Source organism: Vreelandella sp. GE22, assembly GCF_968212445.1.
The window spans coordinates 2,966,118-2,982,152 of sequence record NZ_OZ309110.1; the positions used below are offsets into that span (position 1 = coordinate 2,966,118).

Annotated in this window: 15 protein-coding genes and 1 tRNA gene; 14 read left to right on the forward strand and 2 right to left on the reverse strand. The window is 60.9% G+C overall.

Annotated elements, in window-relative coordinates; genetic code table 11:
* Positions 1 to 98 precede the first annotated feature (98 nt).
* Entirely contained in the window at positions 99 to 1,208 is a 1,110-nt protein-coding gene (locus tag ACWHRL_RS13830) for a pyridoxal phosphate-dependent aminotransferase (RefSeq protein WP_447894118.1), read from the forward strand.
* 214 nt (positions 1,209 to 1,422) lie between these two features.
* On the forward strand, positions 1,423 to 3,141 hold the full coding sequence (locus ACWHRL_RS13835) for a methyl-accepting chemotaxis protein (RefSeq protein WP_447894119.1): 1,719 nt from the start codon (positions 1,423 to 1,425) through the stop codon (positions 3,139 to 3,141).
* A gap of 224 nt (positions 3,142 to 3,365) precedes the next feature.
* Here the strand turns inward: ACWHRL_RS13835 and ACWHRL_RS13840 are convergent.
* Positions 3,366 to 3,452 (reverse strand) — tRNA-Leu (locus tag ACWHRL_RS13840).
* Positions 3,453 to 3,564: 112 nt separating this feature from the next.
* On the opposite strand from ACWHRL_RS13840, the gene queA reads away from it, so the two are divergent.
* From queA to secF, 5 genes are all read left to right on the forward strand, one after another.
* A complete protein-coding gene (gene queA / locus ACWHRL_RS13845) occupies positions 3,565 to 4,596 on the forward strand; it encodes a tRNA preQ1(34) S-adenosylmethionine ribosyltransferase-isomerase QueA (protein WP_447894121.1) in 1,032 nt (343 codons plus the stop codon).
* 69 nt (positions 4,597 to 4,665) lie between these two features.
* Positions 4,666 to 5,784 (forward strand): tRNA guanosine(34) transglycosylase Tgt, encoded by a 1,119-nt coding sequence (gene tgt, locus ACWHRL_RS13850; RefSeq protein WP_447529711.1) that lies wholly within the window; start codon positions 4,666 to 4,668, stop codon positions 5,782 to 5,784.
* A gap of 67 nt (positions 5,785 to 5,851) precedes the next feature.
* Positions 5,852 to 6,181 (forward strand): preprotein translocase subunit YajC, encoded by a 330-nt coding sequence (gene yajC / locus ACWHRL_RS13855; protein ID WP_447529712.1) that lies wholly within the window; start codon positions 5,852 to 5,854, stop codon positions 6,179 to 6,181.
* A 128-nt stretch (positions 6,182 to 6,309) separates the two neighbouring features.
* On the forward strand, positions 6,310 to 8,163 hold the full coding sequence (secD, locus tag ACWHRL_RS13860) for a protein translocase subunit SecD (RefSeq protein WP_447894122.1): 1,854 nt from the start codon (positions 6,310 to 6,312) through the stop codon (positions 8,161 to 8,163).
* A gap of 49 nt (positions 8,164 to 8,212) precedes the next feature.
* Positions 8,213 to 9,139, forward strand: a complete 927-nt coding sequence (gene secF, locus ACWHRL_RS13865) for a protein translocase subunit SecF (protein WP_447894123.1) — start codon at positions 8,213 to 8,215, stop codon at positions 9,137 to 9,139.
* A 163-nt stretch (positions 9,140 to 9,302) separates the two neighbouring features.
* Here secF and ACWHRL_RS13870 read toward each other — a convergent pair whose 3' ends face one another.
* Positions 9,303 to 10,097 (reverse strand): inositol monophosphatase family protein, encoded by a 795-nt coding sequence (locus tag ACWHRL_RS13870; protein WP_447894124.1) that lies wholly within the window; start codon positions 10,095 to 10,097, stop codon positions 9,303 to 9,305.
* 144 nt (positions 10,098 to 10,241) lie between these two features.
* On the opposite strand from ACWHRL_RS13870, the gene trmJ reads away from it, so the two are divergent.
* From trmJ to rlmN, 7 genes are all read left to right on the forward strand, one after another.
* A complete protein-coding gene (gene trmJ / locus ACWHRL_RS13875; RefSeq protein ID WP_447894125.1) occupies positions 10,242 to 10,982 on the forward strand; it encodes a tRNA (cytosine(32)/uridine(32)-2'-O)-methyltransferase TrmJ in 741 nt (246 codons plus the stop codon).
* A 76-nt stretch (positions 10,983 to 11,058) separates the two neighbouring features.
* Entirely contained in the window at positions 11,059 to 11,946 is an 888-nt protein-coding gene (gene cysE, locus ACWHRL_RS13880; protein WP_447894126.1) for a serine O-acetyltransferase, read from the forward strand.
* 127 nt (positions 11,947 to 12,073) lie between these two features.
* Entirely contained in the window at positions 12,074 to 12,541 is a 468-nt protein-coding gene (gene iscR, locus ACWHRL_RS13885) for a Fe-S cluster assembly transcriptional regulator IscR (protein ID WP_447529719.1), read from the forward strand.
* A gap of 21 nt (positions 12,542 to 12,562) precedes the next feature.
* Positions 12,563 to 13,738: an aminotransferase class V-fold PLP-dependent enzyme gene (locus ACWHRL_RS13890; protein WP_447894127.1), complete on the forward strand. Its 1,176-nt coding sequence runs from the start codon at positions 12,563 to 12,565 to the stop codon at positions 13,736 to 13,738.
* Positions 13,739 to 13,764: 26 nt separating this feature from the next.
* On the forward strand, positions 13,765 to 14,091 hold the full coding sequence (locus tag ACWHRL_RS13895; RefSeq protein WP_447529721.1) for a HesB/IscA family protein: 327 nt from the start codon (positions 13,765 to 13,767) through the stop codon (positions 14,089 to 14,091).
* 139 nt (positions 14,092 to 14,230) lie between these two features.
* Complete coding sequence (ndk, locus tag ACWHRL_RS13900) at positions 14,231 to 14,656, forward strand: nucleoside-diphosphate kinase (RefSeq protein ID WP_447529722.1); 426 nt, start codon at positions 14,231 to 14,233, stop codon at positions 14,654 to 14,656.
* Between the two features lie 76 nt (positions 14,657 to 14,732).
* Entirely contained in the window at positions 14,733 to 15,917 is a 1,185-nt protein-coding gene (gene rlmN / locus ACWHRL_RS13905) for a 23S rRNA (adenine(2503)-C(2))-methyltransferase RlmN (protein WP_447529723.1), read from the forward strand.
* The last annotated feature ends 118 nt before the right edge of the window (positions 15,918 to 16,035 follow it).

A 16,035-nucleotide genomic window follows, 5' to 3' on the forward strand; every position in this document is an offset into this window, starting at 1 on the left:
TGTAAGCGTTTAACTGCTGGATACTAAGCCCCAACTTTCTGGCCGCTTTCCATCGCGCTTGGCCAAAGCACGTGTCACTTGAACTGCAGGAAATCATCATGCCCCGCTATCCCGAGCACCTGACCGGCGAAGGCCCGGTCAATCCCTTCCCCGGTATCAAGGCCCTGGAGCGCCGCCTTGGGCGGGCCATTCCTCATCAGCTGGGCTCCAACGAGGGGCTGGATATGCCGCATCGGGCGCTGCGCGCGCACTTTGGTGATGCCTTGGCCGAGCACGCCTACCGCTACGGCGATGCCGAAGCCATGGGCGTGCGTACCCGCTTGAGCGAGCAACTGGGGACGCCGCTGGAGCACCTGCTGGTGGACGCCGGGGCGGATAGCCTGATTGCGCTGGCCCTGCGCACCACCTGCGAGGCCGGGGAAACGGTGATTGCGACGGCGGGCACCTACCCGACCTTTGGCTATTTTGCCCGAGGCCAGGACTGCCGGTTGGTCGAGCCGGACTATCGCGAGGTCCCAGGCGTGCTGGCCCCCGATCTAAAAGCGCTGGCCGCCGCCGCCCACCGGGAAGAGGCGCAACTGGTCTACCTGGCCAACCCGGATAACCCCGGCGGCCACCTGCACGACGACGAGGCGATTCTCACCCTCCGCGAAGCGCTGCCGGCTACCTGCTGGCTGTTGCTGGATGAAGCCTACGGCGATTTTCGCGATGACGCCGGCAGCGACTTTGCCGCCCGCGCCCTGCCGGGGGTGATTCGCCTGCGTACGCTCTCCAAGGCCCACGGCATGGCCGGGCTTCGTATCGGCTACGCGATTGCCGAGCCCGAGGTACTTTCGATGATGATGAAAGTGCGTATTCACTACGCGGTCTCGTCGGTCGCGATGGCCGCCGCCGAGATCGTGCTGGACAACCTCGATGAGGTGCACTCACACGTAGCGGATGTCAAAGCGCGCCGCGAGCAACTGGCCGAGCATTTTCGCGCTCTGGGGGCGGATGTACTCCCGAGTGCCACCAACTTTGTCGGCATTCGTCTACCAAGCGCCGAGTTGGCCGCCACCGTCCACCAGCAGCTATTGGAAGAAGGCGTGCTGGTCGCGCGCCTGGCCCATCCAAAGCTTAATAACGTAATCCGCATTACCGCGGTGGCGGATGCGCTGGTGCCCGGGCGGCTGGCGACACTGGAACGGGCCATCGAAGCGCCTGGATAGAAAGCGAGCGGCCTTTACGCCCTGACCCCGACCTCCTGAATCGGGGTTATCTGGATAAGTCCGATTCAGGCGCGATTATCCGCCTGCCCAGCGCCTTACTTTTCGCACTAAAACCCCCATCAAAGCTAAAGAAAGCAACGCACTTGCCGATATTACACTGCCTCAAATCATTAGCGGCCTAATAAATGGCGTGCTTCCCTTCAAGAGTTTATAAATGAAAATCGAAAAGGCAGTTTCGGTCAGAACCGTGTTTCTCGCGCTTTTTGCGGTCGTCGCCATGGTATCGCTGCTCGTCTTGCTGGCGTCTTACATGACCAAACAGCAAAGTTTGAAAGTCGATGCGGCGAATCATGACCGCTATGCATCCTATCTGCTGGCCAGCGAATTACGTCTGAACTCTCTCATGCTGACAAGGCTTGCCAGAAGTTATGTGGTGACCGGTGAAGAAAAATGGGCAAACCAGTATCGGGAAATTATTGATATCGCTAATGGAGAGGCGCCCCGCCCCGCGCACTACAATCGAATTTATTGGGAACTTCGTGGTGCCGGTATCACCCCGCCCGGTGGCTTCGAAGAACCGGCGGCGTTGCTCGACCTCATGCGCCAACAGGGCTTTACCGATGAGGAGCTTGCGCTACTCGCCGAATCTCAACAGCGCTCCCAGGATCTCGTACTCATGGAAACACGTGCCATGGAGTTGACCGAACAAGCCAATTCCCTGGACGGCGTGGCCAGCCAAACGGCACAGCGGCAAGCCATCGAATTGATGTTCGACGATGAGTACAACACGAACGCCGCTCATATCATGGAGCCCATCGATCAATTCTATGCCATGCTCGATACGCGCACCGATAACGCCATCGTGGCGGCCGAAGCGTCGCGAGATTTCTGGTCAAGTGCGATGCTTGTGTTGTCGGCGCTACTTAGCGTCACGGTCGCTTTGATGCTTTGGTGGGGCTACCGCGCCATCATCGGACAGCTTGGCGCTGAACCGGCCGAGGTAAGAACGCTGGTAGACCAGGTAGCAAAGGGTGACTTGTCCGAAGACTTCACTGCACGAAACACCCGGGCGAACAGTCTGATGGCCTCTCTGGCGGTCATGCAGCATTCGTTGAGCGATGTGGTGAGCACGGTTCGTAGCAGTAGTGAAAACGTGGCGACCGGTTCCAGTCAGATCGCCTCGGGCAATACGGATCTTTCTCAGCGTACCGAAGAGCAGGCGAGCAACTTGCAGCAGACTGCCGCGGCGATGGATGAAATTTCCAGCGTTGTGAGCAGCACAGAAGAGACGGCTAAAGAGGCCGTCAGGTTGGCCATAGGCGCCAGCCATGTCGCCACTCAGGGTGGCGAAGTGGTCGGACGTGTCGAGACCATGATGAATGAAATACAGGCCTCCTCGCGCAAGATTTCCGACATTATTGGCGTCATCGATGAAATTGCCTTCCAAACCAACATTCTGGCTCTGAACGCATCGGTCGAAGCCGCTCGCGCCGGGGAACAAGGGCGAGGCTTTGCGGTAGTCGCCAGTGAAGTCAGAAGCCTGGCGCAGCGCAGTGCCTCGTCCGCCCAGGAAATTAGAACGTTAATCACCGATAGCGTCACGAAAGTCGAATCGGGCGGGAAGCTGGTTAACGAAGCCGGGGTGACCATGCAGGATATCGTGGCACACGTTCAAAACGTGACCAGCATGATGAACGAGATTAGCGCGGCGGCTACCGAGCAGACCACGGGTATTCGTCAGATCAGTGATGCCATTGTGCAGCTCGATGCGGTGACTCAGCAGAACGCTTCGCTTGTAGAAGAGGCGACGACGGCGGCAGACAGTCTGGATAGTCAGGCAAACAGGCTGGTTAAGGCAGTGAGTATATTCAAATTGAAAAAAGACCCTCACGAAGCGCCCACTACCGCCAACTCAGGCCTATTCCTGAACTGAGTTAACTACCCAAAAAAAGCGGCCACCCTCAGGTGGCCGCTTTTTTCATTTCGGCATCTATTGAAAACGTCGCAGGCGCTATGAAAAGCGACGTTGGGGTAGTACATGAAACGGTGGATGGCATGGGACACGCGCGCCGCGGTGGCCGACGCGCGGGTTGCGTAAAGGCTGTAAGTTCAGGGCATAAAAAAGGGCCTGACGAAAAACGTCAGGCCCTCAAAACATGGTACCGGTGGCCAGACTCGAACTGGCACGCCTTTTACAGCGGCGGATTTTGAATCCGCTGCGTCTACCAATTCCGCCACACCGGCAATGGCTGGGCATTATACGGAGAATCGCCGCCAGGTCAATCACATCGACTGACTTTATGGTGCGAAAGCGCTATCCTATGGCGCCTGTTTGATCACTGAAAAGAGCTTGCCCATGCAGCGCGCGGACTTCCATTTCGAGTTACCCGATGAGCTGATTGCTCGCTACCCCTCCGAGCAGCGAAGCGACTGCCGTTTGCTGTGCGTCGATGCCGAAAACGGCGCGCTCGCGCATCGCCAGTTCACGGAGCTGACCGAGCTTTTGGCGCCGGGCGATCTGCTGGTCTTCAACGATACCCGCGTGATTCCCGCCCGCCTGCACGGCCACAAGGCCAGCGGCGGCAAGGTGGAAATGCTTTTAGAGCGCCCGCTGGATAGCCACCGAGGGCTTGCCCACCTGCGTTCGAGCAAGTCACCGAAGCCCGGTACCGAGCTGATCTTTGAAGGCGACATTCACGCCGTGGTGGAAGCTCGCCATGATGCGCTGTTCGAGCTGCGCTTTTTGGGCGAGACGCCGATGATCGCGCTTCTGGAGCGCCACGGCCACATGCCGCTGCCGCCCTATATCACGCGCGAAGACGAGCTAAGTGATCGCGAGCGCTACCAGACCGTGTACGCCCGCCGCGAAGGCGCGGTGGCCGCCCCCACGGCGGGGCTGCATTTTGATCAGCCGCTATTGGACGCGCTGGCCGAAAAAGGCGTGGACAGCGCCTTCGTCACGCTGCACGTGGGCGCGGGCACTTTCCAGCCGGTGCGGGTGGACAACATCCTCGAGCACCACATGCACAGCGAGTGGATCGAGGTGTCCGAGGCGACCTGCCAGAAAGTGCGCGACACCCGCGCGGCGGGCAACCGGGTCATCGCCGTGGGCACCACCAGCGTTCGCTGTCTGGAAAGCGCTTGCCAGAAAAGCGCCGATGGCGAGATCGCCCCCTATAACGGCGAAACCGATATCTTCATCTACCCGGGTTACGAGTGGCGCTGCGTGGATGCGTTGATCACCAACTTCCACCTGCCGGAATCAACGCTTTTGATGCTGGTCTCCGCGTTTGTGGGGTACGCGCATACCATGCACGCCTACCAGGCAGCGGTGGACGAGCGCTACGCCTTTTTCAGCTACGGCGACGCCATGCTGCTGACCCGTTGAGCACGCCTTCTTTTATTAGCGCTTCACCGACGATTATTGACGAGTACGACAATGCGAAATGAATGCTTTATGCGCTTCGAGCGCCTGGCGGAAGATGGCCGCGCTCGGCGCGGGCGCCTGCACTTTCCCCGCGGCACGGTCGAAACCCCGGCGTTCATGCCGGTCGGCACCTACGGCACCGTGAAAGGCATGACGCCGGAAGCGGTCAAGGAGATCGGCGCGGAGATCATCCTGGGCAACACCTTCCATTTATGGCTGCGCCCGGGCACGGAAGTGATCGAAGGCCACGGCGACCTGCACGATTTCGCCCAATGGGATAAGCCAATTCTCACCGACTCCGGCGGCTTCCAGGTCTTTTCGCTGGGCGAGACCCGCAAGATCACCGAGCAGGGGGTGCACTTTCGCTCGCCGGTGGATGGCAGCAAGGTCTTCATGGGCCCGGAAGAGTCGATGGCCGTGCAGCGCTCGCTGGGCTCGGACGTGGTGATGATTTTTGACGAGTGCACGCCCTACCCGGCCACCTTTGACGAAGCCGAGAAGTCCATGGAGCTGTCGCTTCGCTGGGCCCAGCGCTCCCGCGATGCGCACGGCGATTCGCCTTCGGCGCTTTTTGGTATCATCCAGGGCGGTATGCACCCCGATCTTCGCGAGCGCTCGTTGAAGGGCCTTTTGGAGATCGGCTTCGATGGCCTGGCGATCGGAGGGCTTTCCGTCGGCGAGCCCAAGGAAGAGATGATCAAGGTGCTGGACTACCTGCCCACCTGGATGCCGGACGACACCCCCCGCTACTTGATGGGCGTGGGCAAGCCCGAGGATTTGGTAGAAGGCGTGCGCCGCGGTGTGGATATGTTCGACTGCGTAATGCCGACCCGCAACGCGCGTAATGGCCATCTTTTCGTCTCCACGGGGACGGTCAAGATTCGCAATGCCACGCACCGTCATGACACGCGCCCCCTCGATGACGAGTGCGACTGCTATACGTGTAAAAACTTCTCGCGCGCCTACCTGCACCACCTGGATCGTTGCAACGAAATGCTGGGTTCGATGCTCAATACGATCCACAACCTGCGGTTCTATCAGCGCGTCATGGCGGATTTGCGCGCGGCAATCGAAGCGGGTACATTGACCGCCTTTGTGGAAGGGTTTTATGCCCAGCGCGGCCTGCCCGTGCCACCGCTTGCAAATTGATCGCCACGCGCTTTGGCGCGTGGTTTAACCGCTTCACCCATTAACGTCTAACCCAGGAGTTCGCTCGATGCTGGATTTCTTTATCTCCCCGGCCCATGCCGAAGGAGCCGTCGGCGGCGGCGGCGGGATCGCCCAAATCGTCATGTTGGTCGGTTTCGTACTGATTTTCTACTTCCTGCTGTGGCGTCCCCAGGCCAAGCGTGCCAAGCAGCACAAGCAGCTGGTGACCAGCCTGGACAAAGGCGATGAAGTCGTCATCGGCGGCGGCCTGGTGGGCCGTGTGACCAAGGTGTCGGATGAGTTTCTCACCCTGGAAGTGTCCGAAGGCACCGAAGTGAACGTGCAGAAAAACGCCGTGGCCGCGGTGCTGCCCAAAGGTACTATCAAGTCCATCTAATCATTGCCCCACCCTGCCGAACGTGCCAGCCACCCCGGCACGGGTGACATGGTCGATGATGGTAAACGTTGCCGTACGCGGTTCGACCGCGTACGGCAATTCCGTATGTCATTGAAGGCAGGGCTTACATGCTCAACCGTTACCCCCTGTGGAAGTATCTACTGATACTGGTCGTCTTGATCGTTGGCCTTATCTACTCGCTTCCCAATTTATTTCCCGCCGACCCCGCCATTCAGGTAAGCAGCGCCCAAGGCGATACCCTCGACGAGCGCGAGATTTCGCGCGTCCAGCAGGCGCTGGCCGATAACGACATCGACGTGACCGGCACCGAACTGCAAAACGGCCAGTGGCTGATTCGCCTGCAAAGCGACGACGACCAGCTCAACGCCCGGGATGTAGCGTCTGAGGTACTCGGGCCCGACGCCACCGTGGCGCTGAACCTGGCCGACGCGACGCCCGGCTGGCTGCAGGCGTTTTCCGCCTCGCCCATGACCCTGGGTCTGGATTTACGTGGCGGCGTGCACTTTTTGCTGGAAGTGGACATGGACGCGGCCATTACCCAGCGTCTGGAAGTCAACGCCAGCGCCATGCGCGAGCTTCTGCGCGATGAGCGTATTCGCTACCGTAATACCGAGATCGACGGCCAGTCGCTCTCTCTGGACTTTGCAAGCTCGGATGACCGGGACGCCGCAAGACGCCTGATCAGCCGCGAATTCCCCGACTTCGACTACGCAAGCGAAGGCAGCGGCCGCTCATCGACACTGGTGATGTCGATGAGCGATCAAACCGTCAGCGAGATCCAGGACTACGCGGTCAACCAGAACCTGACCACCCTGCGCAACCGGGTGGACGAGCTGGGCGTGGCGGAGCCCATGGTGCAGCGCCAGGGGCCGAGTCAGATCGTGGTCGAACTGCCCGGCATTCAGGATACCGTGGCCGCCAAGCGCATCGTGGGCGCGACGGCGAACCTGGAGTTTCGCCTGGAAGCGCGCAACGACACCCCGGACATGGAAACCGAAACCCACGTGTTTCGTAACCAGCCGGGGCGCTCGGCGGAGCTGATGCGCGATGTGATCATCACCGGCGACAGCGTGTCGAGCGCGAGCAACAGCTTCGATGAAAACGGCCGCCCCCAGGTCAACATCAACCTGGACGGCACCGGCGGTACGCTCATGAACCGCGCCACGCGCACCAATATCGGGCGCAACATGGCGGTGCTGTTCATCGAGCACAAAAGCGAAGACACCGTGGTCACCGACCCGGACACCGGCGAAGAGACCATCGAGCGCGAGCCCTACGTGGAGCGCGGCCTGATCAGTTTGGCCACCATCCAGAGCGCGCTGGGTAATAGCTTCCGCATCACCGGGCTGGACTCCCCCACCGAAGCCGCCGAGCTTGCGCTGCTGCTGCGCTCCGGCTCGCTGGCCGCGCCCATCTACTTTGCGCAAGAGCGCACCATCGGGCCAAGCCTGGGCGCCGAGAACATCGAGCGCGGCCTGCTATCGGTACAGATCGGCCTGCTGCTGGTGGTGCTGTTCATGCTGGCCCGCTACAAGGTGTTCGGCGTATTCGCGACCGTTGCACTGGGTTTGAACCTGACCATGCTGGTCGCGGTGATGTCGATGCTGGGCGCCACGCTTACGCTTCCCGGCATTGCGGGTATCGTACTGACCCTGGGGATGGCGGTGGACGCCAACGTGCTGATCTTCGAGCGCATCCGCGAAGAGCTTAGAAACGGGCTGTCGATTCCCCAGGCGATTCACGCCGGCTACGAGCGCGCCTTTACCTCAATCGTCGATGCCAACATCACCACGCTATTGGTGGCGGTGATTCTGTTCTCGATCGGCACCGGTCCGGTGAAAGGCTTTGCCGTAACGCTCTCAATCGGCATTTTGACGTCGATGTTCACCGCGCTGATGGTGACGCGCGCCATGGTCAACCTGACCTACGGCAGCAAACCCGTCAAAAAGCTATGGATCTAATCACCATGTTCCGGATCCCTGCGCTTCGCCCCGACTTCAAGAGGTGGTCATGAAACCCCTATCACACCTGCAAATCGACTTCATGGGTCGGCGGAAGTTGGCGTTTATCGCCTCCGCCATCATGCTGGTCGTCTCGATCATCGCCATCGCCGTTTTCAACCTGAACCTGGGGCTGGATTTCACCGGCGGCACGCTGATCGAAGTGCGCTACGGCGCAGCGCCGTCGTTGGATGCCGTGCGCCAACTACTGGAAAGCAACGGCTTCCAGGATGTGTCGGTACAAACCTTCGGTGCCTCCACCGAGGTGCTGATTCGCCTACAGCAGGCATTCGACCCGGACGTCGGTACCGAAGTGGTCGGCCTTTTACGCGAAAGCGGCGACAGCGTTAACCTGATTCGCGCCGAGTTCGTCGGCGCCCAGGTGGGCGATCAGTTGCGCGATCAAAGCGGGATGGGCCTGATGGTGGCGCTCGGCGTGGTCATGCTCTACGTCGCCCTGCGCTTTCAGTACAAGTTCGCCATCGGTGCGCTGCTGGCCCTGGTGCACGACGTCATCATCGTGGTCGGCGTGTTCGCGCTGTTCCAGCTCGACTTCAACCTGACCGTGCTGGCGGCGATTCTGGCGGTCATCGGCTACTCGCTCAACGACACCATCGTGGTTTACGACCGCATCCGCGAGGCGATCCGCACCTCGCAGATCGACGATATGCCGCAGATCTTCAACGAAGCGATCAACGCCACGCTGTCACGCACGCTCGCCACCTCCGGTACCACGGTGCTGGTACTGCTGGCGCTGCTGATTCTGGGCGGCGACATGATCCAGAACTTCGCCGTGGCGCTGCTCATCGGCATCGTGGTGGGTACGTTCTCCTCGATCTACATTTCCGGGGCGCTGCTGCTGCCGCTGAAACTCTCGCGGGAAGATTTGATTCCGACGAAGAAAGTGATCGAGGAAGAGGAAGAAGAGCTGCCGTAACGGCGCTTTTCAACCCCAGGGCTCGACCAAAAAAAGCCCCTGCCGGGAAACCGGCAGGGGCTTTTACGATTCACGATTCACGATTCACGATTCACGATTCACGATTCACGATTCACGATTCACGATTCACGATTCACAACTTACGATTCACAACTCACAAACATCAAACATGCGGCGCCAGCTGCTTGATCAACGCCTTGTAGAGGCGCGGGCCGGCGGCCATCAGCTGGCCTTCGGGCTTGATCGAGGGCTGGCCTTGAAGCGTACCGGTCAAGGCACCCGCTTCTTTTAGCAGCAACGAGCCGACGTGCAGATCCTGCTCTTCGAGACCGAGCACAAAGAGACTATCCACACGACCGCAGGCAAGCTCGCAGATATCCAACAGGCCGCTGCCGGTGGCAATCAGCGTGTCGGTTTGCGGGGCCACGTGCTGGGCCACGCTCAGATAAGCGGGAAGGTGAGTATCGCGCAGCCAGGAAGGCGGCAGGCTCATCGCCATGCGGGTACCGGGAAGCGCGGTCGATTTGCTGACGCGCATACGCTTGTCGTTGTGCTGGGCGCCGCTGCCGCGGCTGGCGATGTACTCGTCGTCGCCGAAGGGGGAAATCACCACCGCGTGTTCCGGGCGGCCTTTTTTAAGACACACCACGGAAAGTGCAAAGCCTTTACCCGCCACGGACAAGTTGGAGTAGCCGTGAAGCGGTTCGATGTTCCAGACGATGTCGGCGCCGTCGCCTTCGCCCGCCTTGTGCGGGGTATAGCGGCCGCTTACGCCGTGCTGCGGGTAGCCGCGCTGGAGCTGGTGCACCACGGTGGCTTCCGCCTTGCGCGCGGTGTCTTCCAAAAGCCGCTCGAGGTTGGACTCCTCATGAGCGTTTTCGATACGCTCGCGAACGCGTAAAAATTGTTCAACGGCGCTACGCGCAGCGCGCAGCGTAAACTGGACCATCGGATTCATGATCAAACCTTGCACAGTGATGTTAAAGAACGGCGGCACAGAAAGGGTGAACGTGCCTTTGGCGCGCAATTCTAACAGAGCCCCCTCGGGCTTGCTATCGACTCATGATAAACTGCGCGCTTAACGTCACTACCGAGCCTTTTCATGCTTGAGCGCATCCGCATCGTTCTTATCGGCACCAGTCACCCCGGCAATATCGGCGCCGTTGCCCGCGCCATGCACAATATGGGACTCGCGGACCTCCGCCTGGTCGCACCGCGCTGCGAGGTCATCACCCAGGACAGTATCTCCCGCGCCTCGGGGGCGGACCATCTGCTGCACAGCGCCCAAGTGGTGGGCACCCTCGAAGAGGCGGTCGCGGACTGCACGTTGGCCGTCGGCGCTAGCGCCCGTTCGCGCACCCTCCCCTGGCCGATGCTCTCGCCGCGCGAGCTGGGCGATACGCTTTCCACCGAGTGCCGGGCGGATAACGCCCAGGTAGCGCTGGTATTCGGCCGCGAGGACAGCGGCCTGACCAATTCAGAGCTTCAGCGCTGCCACGCCCACGTGCATATCCCCACCAACGCGGACTTCAGCTCGCTGAATTTGGCCGCGGCCGTGCAGGTGATTAGCTACGAATGCCGCGTGGCCTGGCTTGCGGGCCAAGAGGCTTCGCCAGTCGAAAGCGACGACGCGCTCGCCACCCATGAAGAGCTCGAGCGCTACTTCGAGCACCTGGAACGCACGCTGATCACCATCGATTTTCACGACCCGGAAAAGCCCCGCCAGCTCATGGCCAGGTTAAGGCGGCTTTACCTGCGCGCGCGGGTCGAAAAATTCGAGATGAACATTCTGCGCGGCGTGCTCACCGCCACGGAAAAAGCGGCGGGCGAAAAGCCGCGCTAAACTGACGCCACGAACTCAAAGGCCGCGGCCCGGGGCGCGACTCTGTCGTGCGGCCGGCGCCCTGGCCTAACGAAAAATGCGCTGTTGCCTGAACGAAGGACCCCCCATGTTTGAACGTTTGCGTGAAGATATTAATAGCGTGTTCGACCGCGACCCGGCGGCGCGTAACTTTCTCGAGGTACTCACCAACTACCCGGGCCTTCACGCGCTGCTGCTTCACCGCGGCGCTCACTGGCTCTGGAAGAAAAACCTCAAGTGGCTGGCGCGCACGATTTCGACCTTCGCCCGCGCCCTGACCGGCATCGAGATCCACCCGGGGGCGACCATCGGGCGGCGCTTTTTCATCGACCACGGCATGGGCGTGGTGATCGGTGAAACCGCGCTGGTCGGCGACAACGTGACCCTCTACCAGGGCGTGACCCTGGGCGGCACCAGCTGGAATAAAGGCAAACGCCACCCGACACTAGGCGACGGCGTCATCGTCGGTGCCGGGGCAAAGATTTTGGGGCCGTTCACCGTAGGCGCCGGGGCGAAGGTGGGCTCCAATGCGGTGGTCACCAAGGAAGTACCCGCCGGGGCGACCGTCGTGGGGATTCCCGGCAAGGTCGTTCAGCGCCCGGACCCGGACGTGGAAGCCACGCCCGAGGTCGACCCGGCCCGGCGCGAGGCCATGTGCCAGAAATTCGGCTTCGATGCCTACGGCGTGAGCCAGGATATGCCCGACCCGGTGGCGCGCTCCATACAGGCGATACTCGATCACATGCACGCCGTCGACGGACGCATGGAGCGCATGTGCGCAACCCTTGGCAAGCTCGACGCCAGCTACCGCGAAGGCCGCCTGCCCGAGCTTAACGACGAGGACTTTGCCGGCGTGCTGGACGAACACGAAACCGGCTGCGAAGGCCTCGAGCCCGGACCCACGACGCCGGCGCCCGCCTCAAAGACGGACGATACCCAGCGCTAGCCTGACACCCCCGCCCGGCAGGCGCCTGGAAAGTCACTGACCATAATAGTTGACCAAAGTACTCGGGATTTCCCATAATGGTCCTCTATTTTTGTCAGTGCGCCCAAGGTTGGCACCGGGATTTCCTATGCGTTTGACCACCAAAGGCCGTTACGCCGTGACGGCGATGCTCGATTTGGCGCTTCACGCCGAGCAAGGCCCCACGTGTCTGAACGATATTTCAAAGCGTCAGGAGATTTCGCTTTCGTACCTGGAGCAGCTTTTTGCACGGCTGCGCCGGGCGGGGCTCGTCAAAAGCGTGCGCGGCCCCGGCGGCGGCTATCTGCTGGTCCGCGAACTCGACGACATCAGCGTCGCCCAGGTGATCGACGCGGTGAACGAAAGCGTCGATGCCACGCGCTGTCAGGGCATGTCGGATTGCCAGCAGGGCGATATCTGCCTGACCCACTACTTATGGTGCGAGCTCTCCGGTCAGATTCGCCAGTTTCTTGATGACGTTACCCTGGGCCAGCTCGCCAAGCGCCCGGACGTCTTGCAAACGGCGACCCGTCAGCGCCACCGCGTCGATGCGAGCATCCTCGCCTCTTCCCAATGATTTAAAACGCCGCTGGAACCCATGACGACGACTTCCGCCCCCTCGCTTCCCATTTATCTGGACTACGCCGCCACCACACCGGTGGATGAACGCGTGGCCGCTGTCATGCAGCGCTACTTGACGGTGGATCAGCTCTTCGCCAACCCGGCCTCGCGCAGCCATATGCTGGGCTGGCAGGCCGAGCAGGCCGTCGAGCAGGCGCGCCGCCAGGTAGCGGATACGATTGGCGCAGACCCCAGGGAAATCGTCTGGACCAGCGGCGCGACGGAAGCCGACAACCTGGCGCTGACCGGTTTCATGCGTGCCAATCGCGAGCGTGGCATGCACCTGGTGACCTCGACCATCGAGCACAAGGCGGTGATCGATACCGCCAGGGCCCTGGAGTTCGAGGGCTTCGAGGTCACCTGGATCACCCCGGGGAGCGATGGCCGCACCACGCCAGAACAGCTCAAAGCGGCGCTTCGCGACGATACCACCCTGGTCTCGCTAATGGCGGTGAACAACGAGCTGGGCGCGGTCAACGACATCGCCGCACTCGCCAAAACGGCCCACGAATTCGGCGCGGCGTTTCACACCGATGCCGCCCAGGCGGTGGGGCGTATTACGCTCGACGCCGCCGCCCAGGAAGTCGACCTGATGTCGCTTTCCGCGCATAAAACGTATGGGCCGAAAGGAATAGGCGCGCTTTACGTGAAACGCCACCCGGATATTCGTGTCGAAGCGCTTATCCACGGCGGTGGCCACGAGCGCGGCATGCGCTCGGGCACGCTGCCCACCCATCAGATTGCCGGTATGGGCGAGGCGTTTGCATTGATGCGCGAGGTCGGCGAGGCCGACCAGGTCAACATCGCGCGCCTGAACGCACGGTTTTTGAAAGGCCTTGAAGGGCTGGGCGGCGTGCACGTCAACGCGGCAAGCGAGCACGCCGTGCCCAACATCGTCAACGTGGCGTTCGAAGGCGTGGACGGTGAGCCGCTTTTGATGGCGCTGCGCGATCTGGCGATATCCACCGGCTCGGCCTGCAACTCTGCAAGCGTCGAGCCCTCATATGTATTACTGGGCACCGGTATCCCGCGTGAACTCGCCCACTCATCGCTGCGCTTTAGTTTTGGGCGCTTTACGACCGAACACGAGATCGATCATGCGCTTGGCCTGATCCACCATGCGGTGAGCGGTTTACGCACACCGCCGCGCTAAGGCCGAAACGTTCAAGGAGCATGCCAATGGCAACACTAACGATTACCCAGGACGCCGCTAAACAGATCCGCCACGTGCTCGATGAGCGCGGTCAGGGCCTGGGGCTTCGCGTCGCCGTCAAACCAAGCGGCTGCTCGGGCTATAGCTACGTACTGGACTTCGCCGACGAAGCCAAAGATGACGAAGTGCGCTTTGAAGAGCATGGCGCCAGCGTCTATGTCGACCCGCAGGCACTGGAAATGCTCGATGGCAGCGAAGTCGATTACGTCAGCGAAGGCCTCAACCGCTACTTTCGCTTCAATAACCCCAACGTCAAGGATGAGTGCGGCTGCGGCGAGAGCTTCACCGTTTAGCCGAACCGGTATTCATCCCCGCTGGGAGGCGCTATAATCGCGCCCACTTGGTATGGCGCTTGGCGCCTGCCACTAGATTTTTGCGCCGCTTCATGATGAAGCGGCACTTTCTGTTATATACCCTCTAAGGAGCTACACCATGGCGACCGAACGCACTCTTTCCATCATCAAGCCCGATGCCGTTGCAAAAAACGCGATTGGCGACATCATCGCGCGTTTTGAAAGCGCCGGTCTGCGCGTCGTTGCCGCCAAGATGCTCCATCTTTCCGAAGAGAAAGCGGGCGGTTTCTACGCCGAGCACAAAGAGCGCCCCTTCTTTAAAGATCTGGTCGGCTTCATGACCTCTGGCCCGGTCGTCGTCCAAGTACTGGAAGGCGAAGGCGCCGTTGCCAAAAACCGCGACCTGATGGGTGCGACCAACCCGAAAGAAGCTGAAGCGGGCACTATCCGCGCCGACTTCGCTGAAACTATCGACGCCAACGCCGTTCACGGTTCCGACTCCGCTGAAAGCGCCGAGCGCGAAATCTCTTACTTCTTCGGCAACGACGAAATCTGCCCGCGCTAATCACGCACTGGCGTTTCACACGCGTTGCTGGCCATTTTTGCGGGGGTTCGCCCCCGCCCTTTCCAAGCGCTGAGCCATGACCACCACCGTAGCCCAACATACGCCGGATGCGACCGTCGCCTCCAAACCCTCCTCTGATGCATCCGCCACACCGGCGCTGCAAAATCTGCTGGGGCTTTCCCGCGCGCAGATGGAAGCTTTCTTTCTCTCGATTGGCGAGAAAAAATTCCGCGCCGCCCAGATGATGAAGTGGATTCACCAGGAGGGCGTCGACGATTTTGCCGCGATGACCAACCTCTCCAAAGCGCTGCGCGAAAAGCTCGCCCAGGTGGCGGAAGTTCGCGGGCCGGCGGTGGTGTATGAAGGCACCTCGACGGATGGCACTCGCAAGTGGGTGCTCGAGGTGGAAGATGGCAGCTACGTGGAAACGGTGCTGATCCCGGCGGAAAACGGCAAGCGCCGTACGCTCTGCGTCTCCTCCCAGGTGGGGTGCTCGCTGGACTGCAGTTTCTGCTCCACGGGTAAGCAGGGCTTTCAGCGTAACCTGACCGCTGCCGAGATCATCGGCCAGGTGTGGGTCGCACAACGCAGCGTCGGCCCGCGCCGCGACACGGCCAACCGCCCGGTGACCAACGTGGTCATGATGGGTATGGGGGAGCCGCTTCTGAATTTCGACAACGTCGTGCCAGCCATGAAGCTGATGCTCGACGACAGCGGTTACGGCCTCTCCAAGCGCCGGGTGACGCTTTCCACCTCCGGCGTAGTCCCCATGCTCGACAAGCTCGGCGACGAGATCGACGTGAGCCTGGCGATCTCGCTGCACGCCGCCAATGACGAGCTCAGAAACGAGCTAGTGCCGATCAACCGCAAGTACAACATCCGCGCGCTTTTGGATGCCTGCCACCGCTACCTGGCCAAGTGCCCGGAAAACCGGCAGGTGACGATCGAGTACACCCTGATCAAGGATGTGAACGACCAGCAGGAGCACGCCGAGCAGCTCGCCGATCTGCTCAAGGAACTTGCCTGCAAGATCAATTTGATTCCGTTCAACCCGTTTCCCAACTCAGGGTACGAGAAGCCCTCGCGCAATCAGGTCATGCGCTTTCAGCAGTGGCTTTACGACCTGGGTTACAACGCCACCGTGCGCATGACGCGCGGCGACGATATCGACGCCGCCTGCGGGCAGCTCGTGGGGCGTGTGAAGGACCGCACCAAGCGTAGTGCGCGCCATATTCAGTCGGTACAGCTCGACGCTGACTAACGCGCCTTGACTTCCATCCGGCACAGCGCTTTGATGGACCCTGTTTCGACCTGGCATAATGGTCTGATAAACATCGGCGTTTGATAAACATCGGCGTTTGGTTAACATCGGCATTTGA